We start from the raw sequence: 24,715 nt of genomic DNA, 5'->3' as shown, positions 1-24,715 counted from the left end.
GCCCAAAGCGCTCAGAACTTGATACCGGCAGGGTTCGATGGTGTCGGGCCGCTTGGTGCTGCGGCGGGTGCAACCCGGCGGCGTGCCTCCGGTTTGCTTGCAGGTGCTTCGGTCGGCTGTGCGGCTTTCACCGCCACCAGGGGTGTCGCTGCGCTGCGCTGGTAGTTGCGCGGCAACTGGGATTGTTTGGGGTAGCCGGCTGCATCAAGATACTGGGCCCATTCGGTTTCCGAGTACCCCACCAATTGTTGGCCGCCGATGGTGCCAAACGGCAGATTGGTGCCGCCGCTGAGTTTCTTCAGCGCATCGAGATCTTCGTTCGATGCCACGGTGCGCTCAGTGAATGGAATCCCGCGCGTCACCAGCATGCTGCGGGCGCTGTCGCAGGGCGCGCACTGGGCGCCGGCATAGAGCGTTACTGGGAATCGTTGCGTTACCTGGCGCAGCTCAAAAGGCAGGGCAGAGTTGTTGGTGCCACCGCCGGGCACCGAAACCGCGCTGCTGCGCTCGCCCGGCGCCGCTTTTTCTGGCGCACGGTCGGAAAAAGTCACTTTGCCGTCCGGGCCGACGATGCGGTAGACGGTCTGGGCCTGGGCCACGGTCAATGCCGTGATACCCGCCAGACCAAGAACCAGTGCCAAAGCGTGCCGAACCGTGCGCGAAGTCGTCATGGAGTGTTCTCCTGAATGCGAAACCGAAAGAGCCATTTTTGCATTGAACCCGCCGTCTACGCCATGCCTTGGTGGCGCAGCAGAGCATCCAGGCTGGGCTCGCGGCCCCGGAAGGCCTTGAAGGATTCCATGGCCGGGCGGCTGCCACCTGCCTCCAGGATCGCCTGTCGGTAGCGCCGGCCGGTCTCCGGGTTGGGCAGTCCGTCGCTGCCGGCGCTTTCCTCAAAGGCCGCATAGGCGTCGGCGCTCAGCACCTCGGCCCACTTGTAGCTGTAGTAGCCGGCCGCGTAACCCCCCGCAAAAATGTGGCTGAAGGTGTGGGCGGTGCGGCTGAACGCGGGTGGCTGCAGCACCGCCACTTCGGCGCGGACCAAGTCGAGCAGCGGCATGAAGTCCTGTGCCGGGTCATGCTCGGTATGCAAGAGCATGTCAAACAGCGAAAATTCGATCTGGCGCAGCGTTTGCATGCCGCTCTGGAAGTTCTTGGCCGCAATCATCTTGTCGAACAAGTCGCGCGGCAAGGGTGCGCCGGTGTCGGCATGGGCCGTCATGTGGCGCAGCACGTCCCACTCCCAGCAGAAGTTTTCCATGAACTGGCTCGGCAGTTCCACGGCGTCCCACTCGACGCCGCCGATGCCAGAGACGTCGCGTTCGTTGACCTGCGTGAGCATGTGGTGCAGGCCGTGGCCGAACTCGTGGAACAGGGTGATGACGTCATCGTGCGTCAGCAAGGCAGGCTTGCCCTGCGCGCCGGTAGAAAAATTGCATACCAGGTGCGCGATGGGCGTCTGTAGCGCGCCCGTATCGGGCCGCAGCCAGCGGGTGCGCACGTCGTCCATCCACGCGCCACCGCGCTTGCCGTTGCGCGCGGGCATGTCGAGGTAGAACTGGCCCACGAGCGCGCCGGCGCGCTCGATGCGGTAGAACTGCACGGCCGGGTTCCACACCGGCGCCTGGTCGGGAAGAATGGCGACTTCAAACAGCGTTTCGACAATCTTGAACAGCCCCGCCAGCACCGTGGGGGCCGGGAAGTATTGGCGCAGCTCCTGCTCACTGAAGGCGTATCGCGCTTCCTTGAGTTGCTCTGAGATGTAGGGCCAGTCCCAGGGCTGCGGATCGGCCAGCGCCAGCCGCTCGGCGGCAAAGTGACGCAAATCGGACACGTCTTTTTCAGCATAAGGGCGCGCCCGCTGCCCCAGGTCGCGCAGGAAATCGATCACCTCAGTGGTCGACTTCGCCATTTTCGGCGCCACGGACACTTCGCCAAAGTTGGCGTAGCCCAGTAGCCGCGCTTCCTCCTGGCGCAGCGCCAGGATCTCGCGGATCAGCGCGCCGTTGTCAAAGCGCTTTGCGTCTCCTTCGGCCTGGTCGGAAGCGCGCGTGACATAAGCGCGGTACATCCGTTCGCGCAGCGCGCTGCTGCGGGCAAACTGCATCACCGGCAGGTAGACGGGCATTTTCAAACTGAGTTTGTGGCCCTCTTTGCCTTCTGCGGCGGCCGCTTCGCGGGCCGCTTGCTGCACGTCGGCAGGTACACCATCGAGCTCCTCGGCACTTGCGTAATAGGCAAAGGCATCGGTGGCGTCGAGTGCGTTTTCGCTGAATTTTTGCTGCAGCTCGGCTGTGCGCTCCTGGATCTGGGCGAAGCGCTCCTTGGCCGCACCGCTCAGCTCCGCGCCCGAGAGCACGAAGTTGCGCACGGCGTTCTTCCAGGCCTGCTTCTGTTCGGGGTTCAGGCTGTCCGGGTCAATCGCCTTGTACTTGGCGTAGAGACGCTCATCCGCGCCCAGGCGGGTCCAGAAATCGGTGACGCGGGGCAGGGCGGCGTTGTAGGCGGCGCGCAACTCGGGCGTGTCGGCCACGCTGCTCAGGTGGCTCACGGCGCCCCAGGCGCGGCCGAGTTCTTCGGTGGCGACGTCGAGCACGCGGGCAATCGCGTCCCAGCGGGCCGGGAATTCGGGAGCCGTCACGGTGTCCAGCGCGGCATCGGCGCGGGCCAGAAGCACATCAACGGCGGGAGCCACATGCTCAGGAGCCATGCGCTCAAAGGCCGGCAAGCCGGAAAAATCGAGAAGGGGATTGCTCATATGGCCTTAGATGGCGCCCCAAGGCGCGGGTTCAAGTCAGGCAGCGGCGCGTTCGGCGGCTTCGACGGTGTTGACCAGCAGCATGGTCACTGTCATGGGCCCCACGCCACCCGGCACTGGAGTGATCCAGCCTGCGACCTCTTTGACAGTGGCGAAATCGACGTCACCGCAAAGTTTGCCGGCCTCATTGCGGTTCATGCCGATGTCGATGACCACGGCGCCGGGCTTGACCATGTCGGCCGTCACCGTGTTGCGCCGCCCCACGGCCGCGACGATGACGTCCGCCTGCAGGGTGTGCGCCTTCAAGTCGGCGGTGGCGCTGTGGCAGATGGTGACCGTGGCGTTCTTTTGCAGCAGCATCAGCGCCATGGGCTTGCCGACGTTGTTGCTGCGGCCGATGACAACGGCATGTTTGCCGCGCAGGTCGATGCCGGTGCTCTCGAGCAACTTCATGCAACCGTAGGGGGTGCAGGACCAGAATCCCGGTGTGCCCGTGAGCAGCGCACCAGCGCTGGCGACGTGAAAGCCATCGACGTCTTTTTCCGGCGCAATGGCGGCAATGACCTTTTGCGCGTCGATGTGCTTGGGCAGCGGCAACTGCACCAGGATGCCGTGGATGCGTGGGTCGGCGTTCAGCGCGGCGACACGTTCCAGCAGCGCTTCTTCGCTCAGGTCGGCGCCGTAGCGCTCCAGCACCGAATACAGGCCGGCGTCCTGGCAGGCCTGCACCTTTTTGCCGACGTAGACCTGGCTGGCTGGGTCTTCTCCCACCAGGACCACGGCCAGGCCGGGGGGCGTGCCGCGTGCGCTCAATTGCGCCGAGCGGCGCGCCACATCGGCGCGCAGTTGTGCCGCCAGTGCGTTGCCATCCATGATCTTCGCTGTCATTGTAAATTACCCATAAAAAATGCCGCCAGCGCTTATCTGGCAAGCCCTGGCAGCTATTAAAAGAGAAGCGCTCAGGTGCGTGGAGCCGCTTGGCCGAGTGCGATCTTGAGCAGGTCGGCCACGGTGTTGGCGCCCAGCTTTTCCATGATGTTGGCGCGGTGCGCCTCCACCGTTTTGATGCTGATGCCCAGGTCGTCGGCGATCTGCTTATTTAAACGCCCGGCGACGATGCGCTCGAGCACCTGTGCTTCGCGCGTAGTGAGTTTGGAGAGCAAGGCCTCGCGGCTGGCTGCCTGCTGGTACTCGGCAAAGGCCTCGCGGGCGCGCTCAAGCATGCGATCGACCAGGGTGAGCAGGGCGTCTTCATCAAAGGGCTTTTGAATGAAGTCGAGCGCGCCCTTTTTCATGGTGTCCACTGCCATCGGCACGTCGCCGTGGCCGGTGATGAACACGATGGGCAGGGGAGATTTTCGTTCGATAAGCCGCTCTTGCAGTTCCAGACCGGTCATGCCGCCCATGCGGATATCGACGATCAAACAAGCCACTTCGCGCGGGTCGTAGCGCGCAAGAAAAGATTCGGCCGAATCAAAACATCGAACCCGGTAATCTTTTCCCTCGAGAAGCCATTGGAGCGAATCGCGCACCGCCTCGTCGTCATCGACTACGTAGACGGTGCCTCTTTTGGGAATCAAGCTCATGCAGTTGTCCTTGGGGATTCGGTGTTTGCTACAACATTTGTAGTGTCGGTGGCAGGCGCAGCGAGCGGCAGCCAGAAGGTGAACCGGCAGCCCGTGACCTCAGTGCCATTGTAAATGTTCTCTGCCTGCATGCGCCCCTGGTGCGCTTCGACGATGCTGCGGCACAAATTCAGGCCCATGCCCATGCCTTGCTCCTTGGTTGAGAAGAAGGCTTCAAACAGGCGCTCAAGCACTTCGGGTGCCAGGCCCTTGCCGGTGTCCTGTACCGAAAATTCGACGCTGTCCACGCCATCGATCTGCCGCGGAACCACGCGCAGCTCGACGCTGCGCTGTGCGGGTGGCCGGCTCGCGTTGGCGATCGATTCGGCGCCGTTTTTCATCAGATTCACCAGCACCTGCTCGATCAGGATCGAGTCGGCCATCAGGGAGGGCAGTCGCGCCGCTACGTATTGGGTGAGCCGCACGTTGTTGCGGCGCAGTTCAATGCCAGCCAGTTCAACGGCTTCGGCCACCATCTGCTCGGCATCTGCCCGCTGGCGCTTGGGCTCGCTTTTCTTCACGAAGTCGCGGATGCGCTGAATGATCTGACCGGCCCGCTGTGCCTGGTGGGCGGTTTTCTCCAGCGCCGCAAGCAAGCCCGCTTCGGTGATCTGCCCGCTTTTGATGCGCGAGATGATGCCGCTGCAATAGTTGCTGATGGCGGTGAGCGGTTGGTTGAGTTCGTGCGCCACGCTGGACGCCATCTCACCCATGGTGATCAATCCGCTGACCGATTGCGCGCGCTCGGTCTGGCGCGCGGCCTGCGCTTCGGCCAGCCGGCGCTGGGTGATGTCGGTGGCAATCACCATTTGCGCGAGCCGCCCGTCGACCCAGCTCAAATAGCGCGAACGCACTTCCAGCCACTTGCCCAGATCGGGCAGGAAGATTTCTGCGTTTTCCGAATGGGCGCTGGTCAAACTGTCGGTGGGCAGGCCCATCAACGGGTCTTCGTCCGAAGGGTGGCCGCTGTCGCCCGCCGGCAGCACACCGGCCTGCGCCACCAGTTGCAGGTGGCCGTCGGTCTGCGAGCCAAACCATTGGCGGTAGAGCTTGTTGGCAAACAGAAGCTCGGCGCTTCCCAGGGGCGCGACCGATACCGAGGCATCAAGCGCTTCGAGCACGATGGTGAAGCGCTCGTGCGAGGCCGAGAGCTGCTCGCGAATGCGGTTGGGCTCGGTGATGTCGGTCATCGACGTCATCCAGCCGGTCTGGCGACCGCGCGCATCGATCAGTGGCGAGACATACAGCCGCGCGTCGAACACTGTGCCGCTCTTGCGCCGCACCCGCACCTGAAATCCGCCCGGTATGCTTTTGCCCGACAACTCGTCCTGCAGACGCGCGTGCAGGGCTTCGTGGTCTGCCTCAGGCCAGTAGGGAAAGGGTGGCTCCTGGCCCACCAGCTCTTCTTCGCTCCATCCCGTCATCTGACAGAAGGCGGCGTTGACATAGGTGATCGTGCCGTTCAGGTCGAGCGCCCGCATGCCCGTCAGTACCGAGTTTTCCATGGCCCGGCGAAAGTTGGTCTCTTGCACCAGCGCCTGCTGGGCCTGCATGCGCCTGCGGGTGTGGCGCCAAGTGGCAATCAGCATCCAGGCGGTCATGGCGCTGAGCGCGCCCACCAGCCAGAACAAGCCGCTGCCCACCAGGCCGAGCGAGGTGCGGTAGGCCTGTGCGCGCAGCACGAGGTTGTTGCCCACAGGAGAAACCGGTACTTCATAGGCGTTGGTGCGCCGCGACCACGGCATCCACTGGTTGCGCTCGCGCGGCGCCAGAGGCACTCCCGCCAGCACCTCTCCTTTTGAATCGAGTAGCGTCATCGCGTAGCGCGCCAGCAATTCGGTCGGCGTACCGTAGCGCAGCAGGTTTTCGACCGAATACTCGCCCAGCACGACACCAGCGAAGTTGCCCTGGGCGTTGAGCGGCACCTGCAGTTGCAGCAGGGGCGCGGGTTCGCCTTCCTTGAACGCCGGTTGCGAATACACCGGTTGCTGCGTGGAGCGCGAAAGCGCAAAGCCCGCTTGCGTGTCTCCCTTGCGCAGCACCTCACCAGCCACGCGCACCTGGGCACTCGCAATGGTCGGCGTGGCATGGCTTGCCAGCACTTTGCCGGTTTCATCGATCCAGGTGATTGCCTGGAGTTCAGGGTATTGGCCGATGAGGGATTCCGCACGCTGATGGAACTGCGGCAGCTCCATGTCCTTGTTGGTCAGATCGCGCGCGACACGCATCAATTGTTCCTGGCGCTCCAGCAAACGCAGGCGCACGCGCTGCTGCGCGTACTCGACGTCCCGGCGCAGTGCCTCCTGTTCGCGGTCCGCCTCTTCGACGCGCAAATACCAGAAGGCCGCCACGATGGCGGCAAGAAACAAAAGCACGGCGGCCAGAGGCGCAAGCGCAGCAAAGCGGTCTTGTCGGTTGGGCGAGAGGCTGCGCCACCACCTGCGCCACATGCGGGCGGCAGTGCGCGCAGGTGGCGTTGCCACAGCAGGCTGGGGTGCGGATGGCACGGTCATGGCGCAAGTGTAGAGGGGGAGTGAACCTGGGAGATTCGTACCACTTGCGATCAACTTATTCAAATATCACAATGTAAAATCAAATGGCACTATTTGAAATTGTCGGAAAAATGTGCGAAACTAGAGGAACCGTACTAAATTGTGGCAAAACCCTCCAGGAGACAAGCATGGCAGACGCGTCCGAATCTCAGGCAAGCAGTGCAGCGCCGGTAGCGGCAGATACCGATCAACAGGAAACGCGCGAATGGACAGATGCCTTGTCCGCCGTGATCGAGACCGAAGGCTTGGAGCGCGCCCATTTCCTGCTGGAACACTTGCTGGAAACCGCACGCCAGAACAGCCTGGACATGCCTTTTTCCGCCAACACCGGCTATGTGAACACACTGGAGCCTGACCAGGAAGCGCGTTGCCCCGGCAACATTTCGATCGAAAAGCGTTTGCGTGCCTTCATGCGCTGGAATGCCATGGCCATGGTGGTGCGTGCCAACCGCCAGCACCCGGCCGACGGCGGTGACCTGGGTGGCCACATCGGCTCGTTTGCCTCGCTGGCCAGCATGTGGGGGGCTGGCTTCAATCACTTCTGGCACGCCGAGAGCGAAAACCACGGCGGCGATTGCATTTACTTCCAAGGCCACAGTGCGCCAGGCATCTACGCGCGCGCCTACCTGGAAGGGCGCATTACCGAGGACCAGCTGGAGCACTTTCGCCAGGACGTGGACGGCAAGGGTCTGTCGAGCTATCCGCACCCCAAGCTGATGCCAGGTTTCTGGCAGTTCCCCACCGTGAGCATGGGCCTGGGGCCCATGATGGCGATCTACCAGGCGCGTTTTCTCAAGTACCTGCATGCACGCGGCATTGCGGACACGGCGAATCGCAAGGTATGGGTGTTTTTGGGCGACGGCGAAATGGACGAGCCCGAGAGCAAGGGCGCGATCAGCCTGGCGGCGCGCGAGCATCTCGACAACCTGATCTTTGTCATCAACTGCAACCTGCAGCGGCTCGACGGCCCGGTGCGCGGCAACGGCAAAATCATCCAGGAGCTTGAAGGTGACTTCCGTGGCGCCGGTTGGCATGTGATCAAGCTTTTGTGGGGCAAGGGCTGGGACGACCTGCTGGCGCGCGACAAAACCGGCAAACTCCGGCAAGTGATGATGGAAACGGTGGATGGCGACTACCAGACCTACCGTGCCATGGACGGCGCCTACATCCGCAAGCATTTTTTCGGCAAGTACCCTGAGACGCTCAAGCTCGTTGAACACCTGAGCGACGACGACATCTGGGAGCTGCGCCGCGGTGGCCACGACCCTGAAAAGGTCTTTGCCGCTTTCCATGCTGCCAACGCCCACAAGGGCGATCCGACGGTGCTGCTGGTGAAAACCGTCAAGGGCTATGGCATGGGCAAAGTGGGTGAGGGCAAGAACACGGTGCACCAGACCAAGAAGCTTGCCGACGAGGACATCCGCTACATCCGCGACCGCTTCGCGATTCCCATTCCCGACAGCGAACTGGAAAACCTTCCCTACTACAAGCCCGCCGACGACACGCCGGAGATGCGCTATCTGCACGAGCGGCGCAAGGCACTCGGCGGTTACCTCCCCAAACGCCGTCAGAAAGCCGACGAGCATTTCACCGTGCCGTCGCTGGATGCGTTCAAAGCCGTTCTGGAGCCCACGGCCGAAGGGCGCGAAATCAGCACCACCCAGGCCTATGTGCGCTTTTTGACGCAGTTGCTGCGCGACAAGGCGCTGGGCCCGCGCGTCGTGCCCATCCTGGTGGACGAGGCGCGCACTTTCGGCATGGAGGGCATGTTCCGCCAGATCGGCATCTACAACCCCAAGGGCCAGCTCTACACCCCGGTGGACCGTGAGCAGGTCATGTACTACAAGGAACAGGCCGACGGCCAGATCCTGCAGGAAGGCATCAACGAAGCGGGCGGCATGTGCTCGTGGATTGCAGCGGCGACGTCGTATTCGACGAACAACCGCATCATGATTCCGTTCTACGTGTATTACTCGATGTTCGGTTTCCAGCGCTTTGGCGACTTTGCCTGGGCCGCTGGTGACATGCAGGCGCGCGGCTTCATTTTGGGCGGCACCTCGGGGCGCACCACGCTCAATGGCGAGGGTCTGCAGCACCAGGATGGCCACAGCCAGATTCTGGCCAACACCATTCCCAACTGCATGAGCTACGACCCGAGCTTTGCGCACGAGGTGGGCGTGATCATGCACGACGGCATGAAGCGCATGGTCGAGCGCCAGGAGAACGTGTACTACTACATCACGCTGCTGAACGAAAACTACGCCATGCCCGGCCTCACCCCTGGCACCGAAGAGCAGATCATCAAAGGCATGTATCTGTGCAAGCCGGGCGCAGACGGCGACAAGCGCGTGCAGCTGCTGGGCTCGGGCTCCATCCTGCGCGAATCCCTTGAGGCGCAAAAGCTGCTCGCCGCCGATTGGGGCGTGCAGGCCGATGTGTGGAGCTGCACCAGCTTCAACGAGCTGACCCGCGAGGGCCAAGGCGTAGAACGCTGGAACCTGCTGCACCCGCTGGAGACCGCCCGCGTGCCCTTCGTCACGCAGCAACTGGCGAGCCGCAGCGGCCCCGTGGTCGCGTCCACCGACTACATGAAGGCCTTTGCCGCGCAGATTGGCCCGTACATCCCCGCCGGGCGCAGCTACAAGGTGCTGGGCACCGACGGCTTTGGCCGCAGCGATTTCCGCAGCAAGCTGCGCGAGCACTTCGAGATCAATCGCCACTACATCACGGTGGCCGCGCTCACCGCCCTGGCCGAAGAGGGCAAGCTGCCGATCGAGAAGGTGGCCGAGGCTATTCTGAAGTACGGTATCCAGACTGAGAAAGTGAATCCTCTTTACGCATAAGCGCAAATCGAGACTCACTTTTCAGCCAGGGTACTGCTTGCTAGCGCAACGCGGTGCCCCGGTTGCAAGTCGTCTCTGGACAAAGAAAGCGAGACAAACATGGCATTGGTCAACATCCAGGTACCCGACATTGGCGACTTTGACGAAGTCGGCGTCATTGAACTGCTCGTCAAGGTGGGCGACGCGGTGCAGGCGGAGCAGTCGCTCATCACCGTCGAGTCCGACAAGGCGTCGATGGAAATTCCGTCGAGCCACGCGGGCGTGCTCAAAGAGCTGAAGGTGGCGCTGGGCGACAAGGTCAAGCAAGGCTCAGTCATCGCCGTGATTGAAGCGGCCGACGCAGGAAGTGCAGAGTCAAAACCGGCTCCAGCGCAGGCGGCACAAGCGCCTGCAGCTAGCAAATCAGAAGCGCCCGTGGCGGCTCCCGCCGCGCCTGCTGCGGCATCGTCGGGCCCGGTGGAAGTGCGCGTGCCCGACATTGGTGATTTCAAGGACGTGGCAGTCATTGAAATGCTGGTCAAGGTGGGCGACACGGTGAAGCTCGAACAATCGCTGTTCACTGTCGAGTCCGACAAGGCCTCCATGGAAATTCCTTCGCCGGCGGCTGGCGTGGTGAAGGAGCTCAAGGTCAAGGTGGGCGACACCATCAACATTGGCGACTTTGTCGCAGTGCTTGAAGGGGCGACTGGATCGGCAGCTGCCACTGCGGCTCCTGCCCAGGCAGCCGCGCCGGCGCCTGCAGCACAGGCCGCATCCGCGCCGGCTCCTGCGCAAGCCTCAGCACCGGCCCCCGTGGCTGCCGCAGCCCATCAGCCCGGTGCACCTGCGCCTGGTTTGCCACATGCGTCGCCCTCGGTGCGCAAGTTCGCCCGTGAGCTGGGCGTTCCGCTGGCCGAAGTCAAGGGCAGTGGCGTCAAGGGCCGTATTACTCAGGAAGACGTGCAGAACTTCACTCGTGCCGTCATGGCCGGCAGCCAGCGTACGCAGGCACAGGGTGCTGCGCCCGCCGCTGCGTCCGGCGGCGGCAGCGAGCTGGGCCTCATCGCCTGGCCCAAGGTGGATTTCGCCAAGTTCGGTCCGATCGAGCGCAAGGAGATGGGCCGCATTAAGAAGATCAGCGGCGCGAATCTGCTGCGCAACGCCGTGATGATTCCGGCCGTCACCAACCACGACGACGCCGACATCACTGAGCTGGAAGCCTTCCGCGTGCAACTCAACAAAGAGGCCGAAAAAGCCAAGAGCGGTGTCAAGGTCACCATGCTGGCCTTCCTCATCAAGGCCTGCGTCGCGGCGCTCAAGAAGTTCCCCGACTTCAACAGCAGCCTGGATGGCGACGCGCTGATTTACAAGCAGTTCTGGCACATCGGCTTTGCGGCGGACACGCCCAATGGCCTGATGGTGCCGGTGCTCAAAGACGCCGACCAAAAAGGCATCTTCCAGATCAGCCAGGAAATGGGCGAACTCGCCAAGAAGGCGCGCGAGGGCAAATTGAGCCCCGCCGAGATGAGCGGCGCCAGCTTCACCATCTCCAGCCTGGGCGGCATTGGCGGGCGCTACTTCACGCCCATCATCAATGCACCCGAGGTGGCGATCCTGGGCGTGTGCAAGAGCCGGATGGAACCGGTGTGGAACGGCACGGCCTTCCAGCCGCGCCTGATGCTGCCGCTCTCGCTCACCTGGGACCACCGCGTGATCGACGGCGCGTCGGCCGCGCGCTTCAACGTCTATCTGGGTGAAATCCTGGCCGACTTCCGCCGCGTGCTCCTTTAAGGCAAGGGTCCGACATGCCAATCATCGACATCAAAGTACCCGACATCGGCGACTTCGCCGAAGTGTCCATTATCGAGGTGATGGTCCAGCCCGGCGACACCATCAAGGCCGAGCAGAGCCTGATCACCGTGGAGTCCGACAAGGCCTCCATGGAAATTCCCTCCAGCCACGCTGGCGTGGTCAAGGAGCTCAAGGTCCAACTTGGCGACAAGATCCATGAGGGCAGTGTGGTGCTTACGCTGGAGACGCAGGATGCAGGTGCTGCAGCTGCGCCAGCCACTGCGCCCGCATCTGCCCCCGCTCCAGCACGAAATTTAGAGCCAAAACAGGCTCCAGCGCAGGCGCCACAAGCGCAAGCAGCTACAAATCCAGTAGCATCCAGCTTCTCGGGCACAGCCGACCTCGACTGCGACGTATTGGTGCTCGGCGGTGGTCCCGGCGGCTACTCGGCTGCCTTCCGAGCGGCTGATCTGGGTCTCAAGGTCGTCCTGGTCGAGCGCTACGCCACATTGGGCGGCGTCTGCCTCAACGTGGGCTGCATCCCATCCAAGGCCTTGCTGCACGTTGCCGCCGTGATGGACGAAGTGGGCCACCTGGCGGCCGCAGGCATCGAGTTTGGCGCGCCCAAGGTCAGCGTGGACGGGCTGCGCGGCCACAAGGAAAAGGTCGTCGGCAAGCTTACCGGCGGCCTCGCCGCCATGGCCAAGATGCGCAAGGTCACCATCGTGCGCGGCTACGGCAGCTTTGTCGGTGCCAACGCGCTGGAGGTCGAAGAAACCACCGGCAGCGCACAGGACAAAACTGGCGGCAAGAAAATCGTCTCCTTCAAGAAGGCCATCATCGCTGCGGGCTCGCAAGCGGTGCGCCTGCCGTTCATGCCCGAAGACCCGCGCGTGGTGGACAGCACTGGCGCGCTGGCGCTGCAAGGCGTGCCCAAACGCATGCTGATCCTCGGCGGCGGCATCATCGGCCTGGAAATGGGCACCGTGTACAGCACGCTGGGCGCGCGCCTTGACGTGGTGGAAATGCTCGACGGCCTGATGCAGGGCGCCGACCGGGATCTGGTCAAGATCTGGCAGAAGATGAATGCCAAGCGCTTTGACAACATCATGCTCAAGACCAAGACCGTGGGTGCCCAAGCGACGCCCGAAGGCATCAAGGTCATGTTTGCAGCGGCAGAAGAGGGCGGCACCACGCCCGAGCCACAAACCTACGATCTGGTCCTGCAAGCCGTAGGCCGCACGCCCAACGGCAAGAAGATTGCCGCCGACAAAGCCGGCGTGGCCGTAACGGACCGGGGCTTCATCAACGTCGATATCCAGATGCGCACCAACGTGCCGCACATCTTCGCCATCGGCGACATCGTCGGCCAGCCCATGCTGGCGCACAAGGCGGTGCACGAGGCGCATGTGGCGGCTGAAGTCATCGCGGGGGAACTGCAAGGCAACCAGGAGCTGGCAAGCAGCGCCTTCAACGCCCGCGTGATCCCCAGTGTGGCCTACACCGACCCCGAAGTAGCGTGGGTGGGTTTGACTGAAGACCAGGCCAAGGCGCAGGGCATCAAGGTCAAAAAGGGGCTGTTCCCGTGGAGCGCCTCCGGCCGCGCCATTGCCAACGGCCGTGACGAAGGCGTCACCAAACTGCTGTTCGACGATTCGCCCGAAGCCCACGGCCATGGAAAGATCCTGGGTGGTGGTATTGTCGGCACGCATGCTGGCGACATGATCGGCGAGATTGCACTGGCCATCGAGATGGGCGCCGACGCGGTGGACATTGGCAAAACCATTCACCCGCACCCGACGCTGGGCGAGAGCATCGGCATGGCGGCAGAGATTGCGCATGGGAGTTGTACCGACGTGCCTCCGGCACGAAAGTAGAGGGGTTTGCGCGCACGAGAAGCGGACATGGCCACAAAAAAATTCCCCAACGCTCCAAAGCACCCCGAGCGGGTGTGCTGGGGCTGCGATTTGTATTGTCCGACCAAGGACATGCGCTGTGGCAACGGGTCGGACCGCACGCCGCACCCGGCGGAGTTGTTTGGGGAAGACTGGGCTGAATGGGCAGTCGAAGAAGCTGCGGTAGAGACGCGCTTCTCGCCGTAGACGCGGTGGCCTCTCAGGCTGAAAGCTCGCTCCAGTCTCCACGCCGAAGAGCGTCGAGTTTCGGGCCAAGAACTTCCTGTGCCTTGACCATCGTGCTTAGACCGGCCTGTTCTTGAGGGCAACCAAAAAGAATCCCGCCAATCGGCCGCCCTTCACGGACCACCAGCTTTCGGTAACGGCTCGCTTCGAGATCTTCATGCACGATGACTTCATCGTCGGAATGTGCCGGTTCGAATACACCAACCGAGGCCACGTCAACGCCGGCCACCTTCAATACAGTGGATGGCACCGTTCCGAAGTAACGACGATCGCCACCCAAAGCATTCACTGCCGCCACTTCAGCCTGAGCGACGGCGGCAGGCCAAAGCCCGTAGAGCCGACCCTCAAATTCGGCCACGTCGCCTGCGGCGTAGACGCCGGGTACGTTGGTGCACATATGGTCGTCGACCGCAATTCCTTTTCCGGTGGCGATGCCCGCCGCCCGCGCTAGCTCCACGCTCGGGTCGATTCCAGCGCAGCACAAGAAGAGATCGGTACGGATGTCGCGGCCATCCTTGAGGGTGACCCGTTCCACTCGCTCGCTACCGTGGACAGCCCGCACTTCTGCGGTGAGCACGATCTGAATCCCCATTGCATTGAGGTAATTGCTCAGGAACTCGGCTGCGCGACGATCTAGTTGGCGCGCCAACAAACGATCACCCCGTTCCAGTACCGACACTTGAACACCCAATTTGTGCAATGCATAGGCGGCTTCCAGTCCAAGCAGACCACCACCACCGATCAGGGCCGTTCGGCAATGGTGTTTTTGGACAAACGCGCGAATGGCGATAGCGTGTTCCGCCTCGCGCAGAACGGTGCTTCCTGGTAAGCCAAAACCTTCAATGGGCGGCACCATGCTTCGGCTCCCGGAAGTCACAATCAAGCGGTCGTATGGAAGAAGATCGCCAGTGCCCAATCGGACTTCGCGTTTTGCAGTGTCCACTGAGGTCGCTTGGGTGTTTAGCCAGACAGTGATATTTTTCTCTTCGTACCATTTTTCTGGTTGAAGATAAAGCCCTTCCATTGCCGACCGCCCGTAGATAAGGCGGGTGATCGCCATGCGATTGTAGACGTGGTGCGATTCGCGCGAAATAAGGTCAATGGCGCAGTTCGGATGGTTGCGCCGAACATAATCCGCAGCGGTCACACCTGCAATACCATTGCCGATAATCAACACGCGTCGAATATCTGCGTCAACAGGCATTTCCGGTGCCTTGGGTGCGGTGGCTCCGCTGTTCACAGGTACTGCATCGGCTGCGAGGCTGACGCAGACGTCGCTTTGTACTCGTGCGCAACAAGCCATGCGTGTCCCTTCGCCACGTCCGAGTCGGGAGACCGTCGCCCGTTCCTCTTCATTCATAGGCGACAGGCTGTCCATGTGTTCGAGCACGGTAATGGGGTCGGCGCCACACATACCCATTCTGCAGCCCGCTTCAATGGGCAGGTGATTGGCTTCAGCCACTTCTAGAAGGGTTTTGCCCTTTTGCACCAGGATACGCATATCGCTTGGCGAGAAACGGACTTCGACGCCAGCGTCGCCGCCTTCTCGGGCCAGTGCCTTTCTGGCATTTTCCCCCAGTGCGACGGGCTGCGGTGCCGTTGCCGCGCGCCGAAACATGCGCTCGTTGCGAAAGCTACGGCCCAACCACAGCACACTGATGGCAATCAATGTCCCTTGCAAAACGGGGGCCAGCCAATTTGCTGGGGCCAAGCCCAGCGAGCCGTAAGCCAAATTAACCAGCTTGGGCAGCACAAACCAGTAAAACAGATTCAGCGACAGCGCCGCATAAATTGCCGTTAATTTGTTGCGCGAAACCTTTATAAAGGTATCGAGAATGAAGAATATGCCGACACTGACTACCAAGGTGGCGCCGAAACGTCCGTACAGTGCAAGTGCCGACTCTTGGCCTGGAATGGTCGTGAAATAGGCCCAAATCAGCCCCGGAAAAGCACCTGCGAAAAAGCGTCGATATCCGCGATAGTGTGGGTCGTCGTCGTATTGGTCGGCGAGATAGGCTGCCTGTGGATTAAAGTCATAGCAATTTTTGGCACAACCGACACAGGGCTCACAATGGCTGTTTGGAATAAGTAGGATGGGCGTTTGACCGTAGAGTCTTTGCACCGGAAGAAGGGGGCAGAAGGTGCTGCACCAACCGCTTTTCCCCTTAAATAAAAGCCCTCCAAAAAAAGCGGCGGCGAGGGTGCCTATAAGCAGCGTCGCTACGGCCACACCGTTGTGATTGAATAGCAAATGGCGCGTCGGGACGGCTACAAATAAAACCACTATTCCAAATACAAATGCATATTCCTTGAGCCAGCGAGGCAGCGTCAAACCGCGCGTAAAACCAAAAACGCGCGGCACCTGGTTCATGGCGCTCAGCGGACATATATTTCGCCACAATCCCGGGGCTATGAAAAAGATGAGTGGCAAAATGGATACCAATATCCCCCAAAATAGGGTGAGCCCCAGGTCGGGGCGAATCACCAGCAAATAGGCCACTCCCAACGTGAACGCCACCGAAGCCGCCCGCAAGGCGTGCCAGACCGCACGTGGCACCCGTGTCGGAATTTGTTTGTAATTGGGAAAAAGCTGGCTCGTAGTCATGACCGACGCTCCCGATACAAATGGCCGGTGCGACCCGGCTGAAGGGTGGCTTAGCCGATACCGTCCACGGCCATTTCCATCGTGCGACGCAAGCGCATGGAAAGGATGCGCCCCAAATCCATCAGCATCATGCGTGCCAAATCTGGATGGCGGGCGGCCAAAATCTCGAAGGATTCCAGGGAAAGCACATGCATCTCGCCATCTGTGACCGCTTGCACCGTTGCCGATCGCGGCTGTCCGTCAAGAAAGGCTTGCTCGCCAAAAACAGCGCCTTCGGCAAGGCGGGCAATTCGCAAGACCCGGCCCCGCTTTTGTGGCATTGCGACCTCCAGCGCGCCACGGGAGACGATGTAGAGCGCTCGTCCAGAATCCCCGATTTTCAGGACAGCTTCTTTAGCGCGAAAAGCGCGGCACTGTGTAAACGAGAGCACCCTGGACCAATCATCTTCCGACAGGTCGGGAAGAAAGAGGAGCGTGCTGGACTGGTCGAGCGGCGTGTCGTCGGGGTAATCAAAGAATCCTGCGGAATCCATCGTTCGTTCCCCCTGCGCGTGAGCAGAGGAAATGATAGAAGAGTAAGCCGCTGACAGCAACCAAGAGGAAAAATCGAGGTCAACCCCATGCCCTGATTTGGAGCAATGCATGTGCCACGCACCCTCAGAAGCCGTTTGGTCGAAGACGGGTCTGCGTGTGACGGCAAAAGTGCAGCGCTCGAGTCAAATGGGGAGGGGTACGGACGCCCGAGGGCTTCGCCTCAAGGCGAGGCCTTCTGCGACGCTCAAGATGGCCGCACTCAGAACAAGGCAAGCGTCTTGCACATGGCGTGTTTCGCAACTTTGGTTGGGAGGGTCAGAGCGAGGACGATGTACGTGCTCAGCTGGCATCGTTCCACTCGCAATGTGCGCACCGCGCACAGCGCTTGATCGCCTCACTTGCTTGCCGCGCGCACCGCCTTGATCTGCTCAGCCGTGACCAGCTTGCCCTGATTGCCCCAAGAGGTGCGCTCGTGATTCGCGATGTCGGCGACATCGGCATCGTTCAAAGCATCGGCGAACGGCGGCATGGCGCTGGCATAGGTGACGCCGCCGATGGCCTCGCCCTGCAGACCGTGCAGGATTGCGCGGATGTGTTTGGTGGGATCGGCATCGAGCACGGAAGGGTTGCCCTTCAATGGTGGGAATACGCCGGCCAAGCCCATGCCGGTGGCCTGGTGGCAGGCAGCGCACTTGCTGGCGTACAGCGAGGCCGCACGCGCCGCATCGAACTTGTAAGGACCGGTGGCGGCAGCCGGTGGAGCGACGACGGCCAAAGTGTCAACGGGAGCCTTGCTGATGGGTGGAGCGGCAAGCGCCTCGCCAGGTTTGGTCACCATCAAAATGCCCTGGGCACCTAGCACCGCGTGTGCCATGGCGTGATCAACGAACGGGTATTCGCCGGCTTCGTCGAGCGTCACGTCAAACACCGCGCCTTCGCCTGGCCCCACCGTGTAGGTGGAGACGCCCTTGATCGCCTGCTTTGGATCGCCGCCGGGGTAGACGCGGTCGAAGATGGCGCCGATGACGTGGAACGCGCTCCACAGGCTGGGGCCGGCGTTGACCACATACAGGCGGATCAGATCTCCGGGCTTGGCGGTGAGAGGGTGCGCCGCGTACTGGAATGCAGCGCCGTTGAACACCACTTCATCTGGACGCATCGCCTGCATTTTTTCGTAGCTGCCGGCCATCAGAGTGCCCGATACCTGCTGCGTGTACCACTCTCCCTGCACCAGGACATAGCTTTCGGCAGCCGGTGGCAGTGGCTCGGCCGGGTCCACGATGATGGCCCCATACATGCCGTTGCCAATGTGCAGCAGCACTGGCGGGGTGCCGCAGTGATACAGGAACGCGCCGGGTACCTTGGCGACAAACGAGAAGCTGATCGACTCGCCCGGCATGATGTCCGCGTAGTGCAAGTTCGGAGGCGTGATCGCGGAATGGAAATCGATCGAGTGCTGCATCGTGCCGCTGTTGGTGAGCACAACGTTCACCGTCTGCCCCTGGCGCACATGGATGACCGGGCCGGGCACGGTTTTGCCAAACGTCCAAGCCTGGTATTGCACGCCACTGGCAATCTCCACCGTATCGTCGCTGGAGTTGATGCGTATTTCCACGCTATCACCGGGCGTGAGGGGTGGCAAACGGGCATCGCGTGCCTCGGCAATCGGCTTGTTGGAGGCCAAGGAAAGCGGCGACACCGCAGCAGCCGCAGAGTCCGGACTGGCTGACCTTACGTTCAATGCACTGTGCAGACCGGCCAGCAGCAAGGCCACCAGCAGCAATACGCCCGCTAGCGCCGGGCCCTGTACCCGCCAGGACAAGCGGGGGACCTGATCCAGCGGGACATCGGCGTTCCATTCGGAGAACTTCCTCCACCCTGGCCAGCGGCTCTCGATCAGGTAGTCGAGGCTGTAGGGACTGGGGCCGGCGCGCAGGTTGATGACGATCAGCGCCGCGAAAATCAGCACGTAGCTGATGGCCGCACCGATGTTGTTCGCCCCTACCGAATAGGGGCCGCTGAATCCTTCGGCCGTGCTCCAGATCAGCAGGCTGAACAAGATTCCGACGAGGTAGGTGATCTTGCGCGCAAAGCCCAGCAGCAGCGCCAGCGCCAGCGCTGTTTCGGCCAAGCGCGTTCCCCACACGAATAGGCCGGCGTTCGGCGTCACTACCTCGATCCACAACTGGAACCACCATGCCGCCCAAGCAGGTTGCCCCGTGGCCGCGTTGTGCAGATAGCCGACGTAGTGGTTGGCGAAATCGGTCGTCCACGTCAGCGCTGCGCTCACGGCCCAGATGACGCCAAAAGCGATGCGCAAGGCGGTGCCGGCAACGGCTGGCCAGGTGGAAGTGACGGCGTGATCGCCGGAAAGTTTGTTCATGGGGGAGGGCCCTTCAAGCGGACCAGCGCAGATCAATGAGGCTGCAGGGTCTAAAGGTGCATGCGGATAGTCCATTTTAGGGAGTCGCTGGGGCCGATGGTGGCAAGGATGAATGCAACCACACTGGGGCCGGGGTGGCGTGTGTGCGCTGGTCGAGTGCGATGCAAAACGTGTCGCGTGGCACGATCGCTTCGAATCGAAGGGTTTCGTTCACGTGGCTGTCGATGTGCTCTTGGCCTGGGTGGTGACAAACCCGTGCAGTGGCGCTGCGCTGCACCTTTGCGTATTCATTGGGAGCTTCGCCTGTATTGCCCTCGGAGGAAGGGTCCTTCGACATCGGTTGTCGGCGCAATGCTCAGCGTCATCCGCGTCTGATTCCTCCATGCGCTCTTTCTCTTCCACCACGAATCTTGAATGCCTTGATCCGCTGCGCCTAAGCCAGGCTCAGCATCCGCAGGCAGGAGCGCACCTGAGTGTGGCCGGCGATCCGATGCTTAGAATTTGATAGCTGTTAACGCTTTAAATGTAAGCGGTAGAAGCCAATATGGCTCCCATTTTTCTTTTTACACTGACTGCCATGGCGGCAGGTGCCGGGCACAGCACTCAAGCCTTTTTCTTGACCCAACCGTAAACAAAGAGCAGCACGATCGCCCCAACGATTGAAGCGATCCAGCCTGCCGGCGCACCGGGCAAATACCAGCCCATCGCCACGCCCGCATAGCGCGCCAGGAACGAGCCAGCAATGCCCAGCACGGCGGTCATGATCCAGCCCAGCTTGTCGTCGCCGGGCTTCACAGCGCGCGCGATGAAGCCAACGATGAGGCCGACGACGATGGTTCCAAGAATGGCGAGCATTCGATTCATTTCAAAAGCAGCCGCATGGCGGGAAAGCCGGGAACTGTGGCCTGAGCGCGGACAATCTGCCGATGCATGCCTTGATCGATGCCATCCACACAATGGTCCTGCCCACCGACGCCCAACGGATTTTTCATGGCCGGGGCGGGCTCTTCCCCGGTTGCGAGCAGTGGACGCTAGACGCCTATCCGCCAGTTTTTGTACTCACCAGCTTTCTTCTGCCCGATGCGTCCACAGACGGGCAGCTTGCAGCTATTGGCCAGGCGCTCGCCAGGCGCTGGGAGCAGCTGGCGCCCGGTCAGGCGCTCGACTTGGTATTTCAATGCCGCAGCGAGGTCTTGCGCACGCAGGGGCGCACCGACACCCGCGTGATGTCCGGCAGCGTCCCCGACCCGCATGTGGTGAACGAGCAGGGTGCGCGGTTTCGTGTGCATATCGACAAAGGCCAGAACCACGGCCTGTTTCTCGACATGGCCGAGGGCAGGCGCTGGGTGCGCGAATATGCGCAAGCACGCCGAACGGATCGCTACGGCCTGAAGGTACTCAACCTGTTTGCCTACACCTGCGCCTTCTCGGTAGTGGCGCTCCAGGCCGGCGCCAAACATGTGGTCAATGTGGATATGGGCCGAGGCGCCATTGCCACCGGTCAGCAGAACCACCAGCTCAACGGCGTCACGGCCGGCGCAAGCTTTCTTGCGCACGACATCTTCAGCACCTGGGGCAAGATCACGCGCGGCGGACCCTATGGTCTGGTGATTGTGGATCCACCCAGCTACCAGAAGGGCAGCTTCGTTGCCACCAAAGACTACCCACGCCTCATGCGCCGCCTGCCGGATTTGGTGGCGCCCGGCGGGCATGCGCTGATCTGTCTGAACGCGCCCGAACTCGGCATGGCGTTCCTGCAGGACCACATGCAGGAATGTGCACCGGAGCTGGTTTTCGTCGTGCGGCTGGCAAATCCGTCGTCTTTTGCCGACAAGGACGCTGAACGCGCGTTGAAGGTGTTGGTGTATCGCGCACCCGATCTTTGAGCGCCATTTCGGGTAGTGGCACTATGTGCCCCGAAAATGCAAACCAGCCGATTACAGGTCGAGTTCCCGAGCGTGCAGGCGCTTGGCTTCGTACATCGCGGCATCTGCGCAATGCATCAGGCCATCAGCGTCAATACCATCGTCCGGGTAAATGCAGGTGCCGATGCTCAGTGACACGGAGATCGTCCGGTCGTTGACCGTGAACGGGCAGGCGACGGCCGCCGCGATCTTCCGGGAAACCTGCGTGGCGTCCGACGCCTGAGCTACGTCGGTAATCAGAATCACGAATTCGTCTCCGCCGTAGCGGAAAACAAAGTCCACGTCCCGGACCGAGTTGGCGATGCAGTGCGCAGTGTGCTTGAGTACCTCATCCCCAAACCGGTGCCCGAGTGTGTCGTTGATTCCCTTGAATCCGTCGATATCGGCAAACAGCACGGCTACCCGCGTTCCATGGCGTTGCGCGCTGGCGATGGCATAGGCGAAGCGCTCGTGAAACTGCACGCGGTTGGCCAGTTGCGTCAGGATGTCCACGCCATACGATTTGGAGAGTTCTCCAAAGGCGCTTTCGGCTTCTTCGGCCTTTGTCTGGCTCTGCAATGCCGAGAGGATCAACTGCTCATTGACCTCTACCAAGGATGCGCTATCGACAAAATCAACTTGGCTGCGCGCAACCGCAATTTGCCGCTTCAGATCGGCCAGTACCGCCCGTGCCTGTGTGATCTGCTGCTGCACATCGGGCTCTTCGGTGCGAACTCCAAGCAGAGCAGGCAAAGCTCGGTCGGCTGTATTTTTCACTTGCTGCGGTCAGGGTGCTGCATACAAGGACAGTAACGATCTTGCCTCTCCAATGTAGTAGGCACTAGCGCTGTTTGAGCGTCGGCCTGCCACCGAGAAGGCCCTCCCTGTCCGACAAGGTTTCGCCCACATGAATGCCCTCGTCGTCGATGCTGAACAAGCGCATTTCGTCCGAATGCATGCTGGCCCGAACTTTGACGACGGCAGTCATTCTGCGCAGCCGGCTTTCCACTTCGATGTAGCGCTGCACGATGATCGCGTCGGTGAGATAGGCGGTGCCGTAGGGGCTGAATCGCAAATCGGTGTAGCGGTCTTCCAGCTCGGAGGTCATCAGCACCGTTACCCCGGTGCTCACCAGGGCACTCACCATGCGCGACAGCGACTCACGAAAGTCTTCTCTGAAGGTGGGGGCCAGTGCCAGCTCAAAGCCCGAGAGCGAATCGATGACGACGCGGGTCGCCTTGAGGCGCTCGATTTCCTTCAAGATCAACAGCACGATTTCGTCGATGGACAAATCCGGTGCCCGGCTGTCCACCAGGCCCACTGTGCCCGAATCAATCAGCCGCGCGACCACCCGGTTGCGCAACCCACTCGGCGGTTGTTCAAACGCCGCAATCACGCCCGTTTCGCCTTGGCGGGCGCCCTCGGCCAGGAACGCGGCGGCCAGAATGCTCTTGCCCGAGCCTGAAGGGCCGGCAACCAGCAGCGAATAACCGCGTGGAACCCCGCCGCCCAGCATGTCGTCAAGACCCGGCACACCAATGGACAAGCGACCGCGCTGTGGTTCGCCGAGCCCCGACCGAGGCGCCGGTAGGTCGCGTCCAGCCGGGGGGAAAACCTGAAGCCCGCTCTGGTTGATACGGAACGTGTGCAGCCCAGGCAAGGTGGGTTGCCCGCGCATCTTCAGGATCTGCATCTTGCGCACCATGGAGTTGCGCTCAACGCTTTGGCGCAGCCAGATGAGGCCATCGGCCACGGTGAAGACCGGATTCGCATCGATTTCGCTGAAATATTCACCGATCAAAAACGTGGTGGCCTGCCAGGTGGTCATCAGCATGCCGAGCTGCTGCACAAACATTTGCAGGTCGCTGTTCGGTTGACCATGGCCCTGGTTGGCCATGACCACCGAGCGAAACGAGTCGACAAAGACCAGCGCCGGGTTGTGCTCCTGCACCAGCTCAGTGATTCTTGCCAGCACCACCCCCAAGTCGCCTGCTACGGTTTCGTCCGACAAATTGATGAAGCGGATGGACTCATTCACCTTGTTGCTGTCGAAGAAGGAAAACTGCTGCTGATAGCGCAGCATCTTGAGCGGCGGCTCGCCCAGCACGGTGAAATACAAAGCCGGCCGCTCGGGCGTGGCCAGTGCGAACATCATCTGGTGTGCAAGCGTGGTTTTGCCACAGCCCGGCGGACCCGCAATGAGGTTGAAGGAGAATTCAGGCAGCCCCCCCGCAAGGATGACATCCAGACCTGGCACGCCCGTCGCGAGCCGGTTGATTTCTACTTTGTCGGTCATTTCGATCTGTCCTGAACGGGCGAGCCGCTATAAATTGGAGACCACAAGCCGCCGAGCAACCTTTGGGTCAGTGGAATGCCAATCAAGTTGTTGAGGAGTTCGTGAAAGGTCTGGATCGACGCATCCGTGGCTGCCGCGGCCTGGTCGGCGGGCTGCTTGCGCAGTGCTTTTCTGAGCTGATCGAAACGAATGGGCTCGGTGTCTTCGTGCGCCAAGAGCAAGCAAGGGTGCGCCCGCCCGGCAACGTTCAAGGTGCGCCGGTACAGCGCAGCGACGCCGCGTTGCCCGAGTACAGGCGTCAGCGCATCAACCATCGATTCCCAGCGCGCCACGGCGGCGTCGGCAACCATTTGTGCCCGGTCATCGGTGGCTTCGGTCGAATGGGGTGGAATCATGGAGCAGGCCTTTCACGTAAGGACGTAGCCTGTGTAAATGTGTCGGTCAGTTGTTGAAGATCCATTCGACCTTCTCAGACCTCTGGGTAGTCCCGCTTACGGGCCATTGGGCGCGCCCGCGCGAAAAAGTCTTTGCGATAGCGCACCAAATCGGTACCCAGCCACGGCGCCAAAAGCGCGCTGATCCTCAGTCCAGCATATACCTATTTCCGTGCGCACCCAAAAAATAACCCGAGCATTCGCCTGCACTACCGCAGCGCCCAGCGCCGCGACAGCAGCAGCGGGAGCACGGTGACGCGTGCACCGGTCTGCGGCATCGATGAAAACCCCCATGCCCTCTAGGCGCCAGCCTCTAGAGCCGCGCAGGTAGCGCGTGCGATATTTGTCCGATGCAAAGACGATCCCTTTTAAAGCTGAGCCTGGTCTCGGGTGTGGTGCTGGCGCTGGCCGGTGGCGCAGCTGTGCTGCTCCAACCGGGGTTGGAGCAGGGGCGCCTTAGCGCGTCGGCACGCGAACTCTTTACCAGCCTGGGCCGCGCCATTCTCCAGGGAACGCTGCCGGCCGATGCGCAGGCACGCAGCCGGGCACTGGCCGGCATGGTCGATCGCATGGATGCCTTGGTCGCCAACCTGCCGCCGACGGTGCAGGCCGAGCTGTCGCAGCTCGTGGGTTTGCTGTGCACCGCGCCGGGGCGTTTGGGCCTGGCAGGTCTGGTGCCGGCTTGGGCGGATGCCAGCGAGGCACAGGTGCAGGCCGCCCTGGAAAGCATGCGCTTTTCCAGCCTCACCCTGCGCCAGCAGGCCTACCTGGCGCTGCACGAAATGGTCGGCGGCGCCTATTTTTCCGACGAAAGCACCTGGGCGTCTGTGGGCTACCCCGGACCTTTGGTTCTTTGAGAGGCGGACCAAT

18 protein-coding genes are annotated in these 24,715 nt (G+C 61.7%); 6 read left to right on the top strand and 12 right to left on the bottom strand.

Annotation, left to right across the window (positions count from 1 at the left end; all coding sequences use genetic code 11):
• Nucleotides 1-11: 11 nt before the first annotated feature.
• The 5 genes from C6571_RS17220 to C6571_RS17200 all read right to left on the bottom strand — a co-directional run bounded on the left by C6571_RS17220 (nt 12) and on the right by C6571_RS17200 (nt 6,896).
• Complete coding sequence (locus C6571_RS17220; RefSeq protein ID WP_106447780.1) at nt 12-671, bottom strand: glutaredoxin family protein; 660 nt, start codon at nt 669-671, stop codon at nt 12-14.
• 56 nt (nt 672-727) lie between these two features.
• Entirely contained in the window at nt 728-2,758 is a 2,031-nt protein-coding gene (locus C6571_RS17215; RefSeq protein ID WP_106447779.1) for a M3 family metallopeptidase, read from the bottom strand.
• 36 nt (nt 2,759-2,794) lie between these two features.
• Entirely contained in the window at nt 2,795-3,646 is an 852-nt protein-coding gene (gene folD / locus C6571_RS17210; protein WP_106447778.1) for a bifunctional methylenetetrahydrofolate dehydrogenase/methenyltetrahydrofolate cyclohydrolase FolD, read from the bottom strand.
• 71 nt (nt 3,647-3,717) lie between these two features.
• Nucleotides 3,718-4,344, bottom strand: a complete 627-nt coding sequence (locus tag C6571_RS17205; RefSeq protein WP_106447777.1) for a response regulator transcription factor — start codon at nt 4,342-4,344, stop codon at nt 3,718-3,720.
• A complete protein-coding gene (locus tag C6571_RS17200) occupies nt 4,341-6,896 on the bottom strand; it encodes a PAS domain S-box protein (RefSeq protein WP_106447776.1) in 2,556 nt (851 codons plus the stop codon). Before C6571_RS17200 ends, C6571_RS17205 begins: the two co-directional genes overlap by 4 nt.
• 167 nt (nt 6,897-7,063) lie before the next feature.
• Between C6571_RS17200 and aceE the strand changes: the two genes are divergently transcribed.
• The 4 genes from aceE to C6571_RS17180 all read left to right on the top strand — a co-directional run bounded on the left by aceE (nt 7,064) and on the right by C6571_RS17180 (nt 13,650).
• Nucleotides 7,064-9,778, top strand: coding sequence for a pyruvate dehydrogenase (acetyl-transferring), homodimeric type (gene aceE, locus C6571_RS17195; protein WP_106447775.1), 2,715 nt, complete (start codon nt 7,064-7,066; stop codon nt 9,776-9,778).
• 99 nt (nt 9,779-9,877) lie between these two features.
• The gene (aceF, locus tag C6571_RS17190; protein ID WP_106447774.1) at nt 9,878-11,548 is read left to right on the top strand and encodes a dihydrolipoyllysine-residue acetyltransferase; all 1,671 of its coding nucleotides are present in this window, start codon (nt 9,878-9,880) and stop codon (nt 11,546-11,548) included.
• Between the two features lie 14 nt (nt 11,549-11,562).
• Nucleotides 11,563-13,425: a dihydrolipoyl dehydrogenase gene (lpdA, locus tag C6571_RS17185; protein WP_106447773.1), complete on the top strand. Its 1,863-nt coding sequence runs from the start codon at nt 11,563-11,565 to the stop codon at nt 13,423-13,425.
• A 27-nt stretch (nt 13,426-13,452) separates the two neighbouring features.
• Nucleotides 13,453-13,650 carry a DUF3079 domain-containing protein gene (locus C6571_RS17180; RefSeq protein WP_106447772.1) on the top strand — a complete coding sequence of 66 codons (198 nt, stop codon included), beginning with the start codon at nt 13,453-13,455 and terminating at the stop codon, nt 13,648-13,650.
• Nucleotides 13,651-13,663: 13 nt separating this feature from the next.
• Here the strand turns inward: C6571_RS17180 and C6571_RS17175 are convergent, their stop codons facing one another.
• From C6571_RS17175 to C6571_RS17160, 4 genes are all read right to left on the bottom strand, one after another.
• Entirely contained in the window at nt 13,664-16,294 is a 2,631-nt protein-coding gene (locus tag C6571_RS17175) for an FAD-dependent oxidoreductase (protein WP_106447771.1), read from the bottom strand.
• Nucleotides 16,295-16,344: 50 nt separating this feature from the next.
• Nucleotides 16,345-16,827, bottom strand: coding sequence for a Crp/Fnr family transcriptional regulator (locus C6571_RS17170; RefSeq protein WP_106447770.1), 483 nt, complete (start codon nt 16,825-16,827; stop codon nt 16,345-16,347).
• Nucleotides 16,828-17,222: 395 nt separating this feature from the next.
• On the bottom strand, nt 17,223-19,211 hold the full coding sequence (locus tag C6571_RS17165) for a multicopper oxidase domain-containing protein (protein WP_106447769.1): 1,989 nt from the start codon (nt 19,209-19,211) through the stop codon (nt 17,223-17,225).
• 603 nt (nt 19,212-19,814) lie between these two features.
• On the bottom strand, nt 19,815-20,066 hold the full coding sequence (locus C6571_RS17160) for a GlsB/YeaQ/YmgE family stress response membrane protein (protein WP_106447768.1): 252 nt from the start codon (nt 20,064-20,066) through the stop codon (nt 19,815-19,817).
• Between the two features lie 71 nt (nt 20,067-20,137).
• Here C6571_RS17160 and C6571_RS17155 point away from each other — a divergent pair, with 71 nt between their 5' ends.
• Entirely contained in the window at nt 20,138-21,097 is a 960-nt protein-coding gene (locus C6571_RS17155; RefSeq protein WP_106447767.1) for a class I SAM-dependent methyltransferase, read from the top strand.
• A gap of 51 nt (nt 21,098-21,148) precedes the next feature.
• Here the strand turns inward: C6571_RS17155 and C6571_RS17150 are convergent, their stop codons facing one another.
• From C6571_RS17150 to C6571_RS17140, 3 genes are all read right to left on the bottom strand, one after another.
• Nucleotides 21,149-21,892, bottom strand: coding sequence for a GGDEF domain-containing protein (locus C6571_RS17150; RefSeq protein WP_106447766.1), 744 nt, complete (start codon nt 21,890-21,892; stop codon nt 21,149-21,151).
• A 64-nt stretch (nt 21,893-21,956) separates the two neighbouring features.
• Entirely contained in the window at nt 21,957-23,411 is a 1,455-nt protein-coding gene (locus tag C6571_RS17145; protein ID WP_106447765.1) for an ATPase domain-containing protein, read from the bottom strand.
• Nucleotides 23,408-23,806, bottom strand: a complete 399-nt coding sequence (locus C6571_RS17140) for a hypothetical protein (protein WP_146139367.1) — start codon at nt 23,804-23,806, stop codon at nt 23,408-23,410. Before C6571_RS17140 ends, C6571_RS17145 begins: the two co-directional genes overlap by 4 nt.
• 389 nt (nt 23,807-24,195) lie before the next feature.
• Between C6571_RS17140 and C6571_RS17135 the strand changes: the two genes are divergently transcribed.
• A complete protein-coding gene (locus C6571_RS17135; protein WP_106447763.1) occupies nt 24,196-24,702 on the top strand; it encodes a hypothetical protein in 507 nt (168 codons plus the stop codon).
• The last annotated feature ends 13 nt before the right edge of the window (nt 24,703-24,715 follow it).

It is taken from the genome of Simplicispira suum (assembly GCF_003008595.1).
In the GTDB taxonomy this organism is placed as follows: Bacteria; Pseudomonadota; Gammaproteobacteria; order Burkholderiales; family Burkholderiaceae_C; genus Simplicispira; species Simplicispira suum.
This window is presented reverse-complemented; position numbering and strand designations above follow the sequence as displayed.

Coding starts and splice junctions, on each gene's coding strand:
- C6571_RS17175 (WP_106447771.1), bottom strand. CDS start 16,294: ATGACTACGAGCCAGCTTTTTCCCAATTACAAACAAATTCCGACACGG.
- C6571_RS17160 (WP_106447768.1), bottom strand. CDS start 20,066: ATGCTCGCCATTCTTGGAACCATCGTCGTCGGCCTCATCGTTGGCTTC.
- C6571_RS17180 (WP_106447772.1), top strand. CDS start 13,453: ATGGCCACAAAAAAATTCCCCAACGCTCCAAAGCACCCCGAGCGGGTG.
- C6571_RS17200 (WP_106447776.1), bottom strand. CDS start 6,896: ATGACCGTGCCATCCGCACCCCAGCCTGCTGTGGCAACGCCACCTGCG.
- C6571_RS17205 (WP_106447777.1), bottom strand. CDS start 4,344: ATGAGCTTGATTCCCAAAAGAGGCACCGTCTACGTAGTCGATGACGAC.
- C6571_RS17220 (WP_106447780.1), bottom strand. CDS start 671: ATGACGACTTCGCGCACGGTTCGGCACGCTTTGGCACTGGTTCTTGGT.
- lpdA (WP_106447773.1), top strand. CDS start 11,563: ATGCCAATCATCGACATCAAAGTACCCGACATCGGCGACTTCGCCGAA.
- C6571_RS17145 (WP_106447765.1), bottom strand. CDS start 23,411: ATGACCGACAAAGTAGAAATCAACCGGCTCGCGACGGGCGTGCCAGGT.
- C6571_RS17135 (WP_106447763.1), top strand. CDS start 24,196: ATGCAAAGACGATCCCTTTTAAAGCTGAGCCTGGTCTCGGGTGTGGTG.
- C6571_RS17215 (WP_106447779.1), bottom strand. CDS start 2,758: ATGAGCAATCCCCTTCTCGATTTTTCCGGCTTGCCGGCCTTTGAGCGC.
- aceF (WP_106447774.1), top strand. CDS start 9,878: ATGGCATTGGTCAACATCCAGGTACCCGACATTGGCGACTTTGACGAA.
- C6571_RS17165 (WP_106447769.1), bottom strand. CDS start 19,211: ATGAACAAACTTTCCGGCGATCACGCCGTCACTTCCACCTGGCCAGCC.
- aceE (WP_106447775.1), top strand. CDS start 7,064: ATGGCAGACGCGTCCGAATCTCAGGCAAGCAGTGCAGCGCCGGTAGCG.
- folD (WP_106447778.1), bottom strand. CDS start 3,646: ATGACAGCGAAGATCATGGATGGCAACGCACTGGCGGCACAACTGCGC.
- C6571_RS17155 (WP_106447767.1), top strand. CDS start 20,138: ATGCATGCCTTGATCGATGCCATCCACACAATGGTCCTGCCCACCGAC.
- C6571_RS17170 (WP_106447770.1), bottom strand. CDS start 16,827: ATGGATTCCGCAGGATTCTTTGATTACCCCGACGACACGCCGCTCGAC.
- C6571_RS17140 (WP_146139367.1), bottom strand. CDS start 23,806: ATGATTCCACCCCATTCGACCGAAGCCACCGATGACCGGGCACAAATG.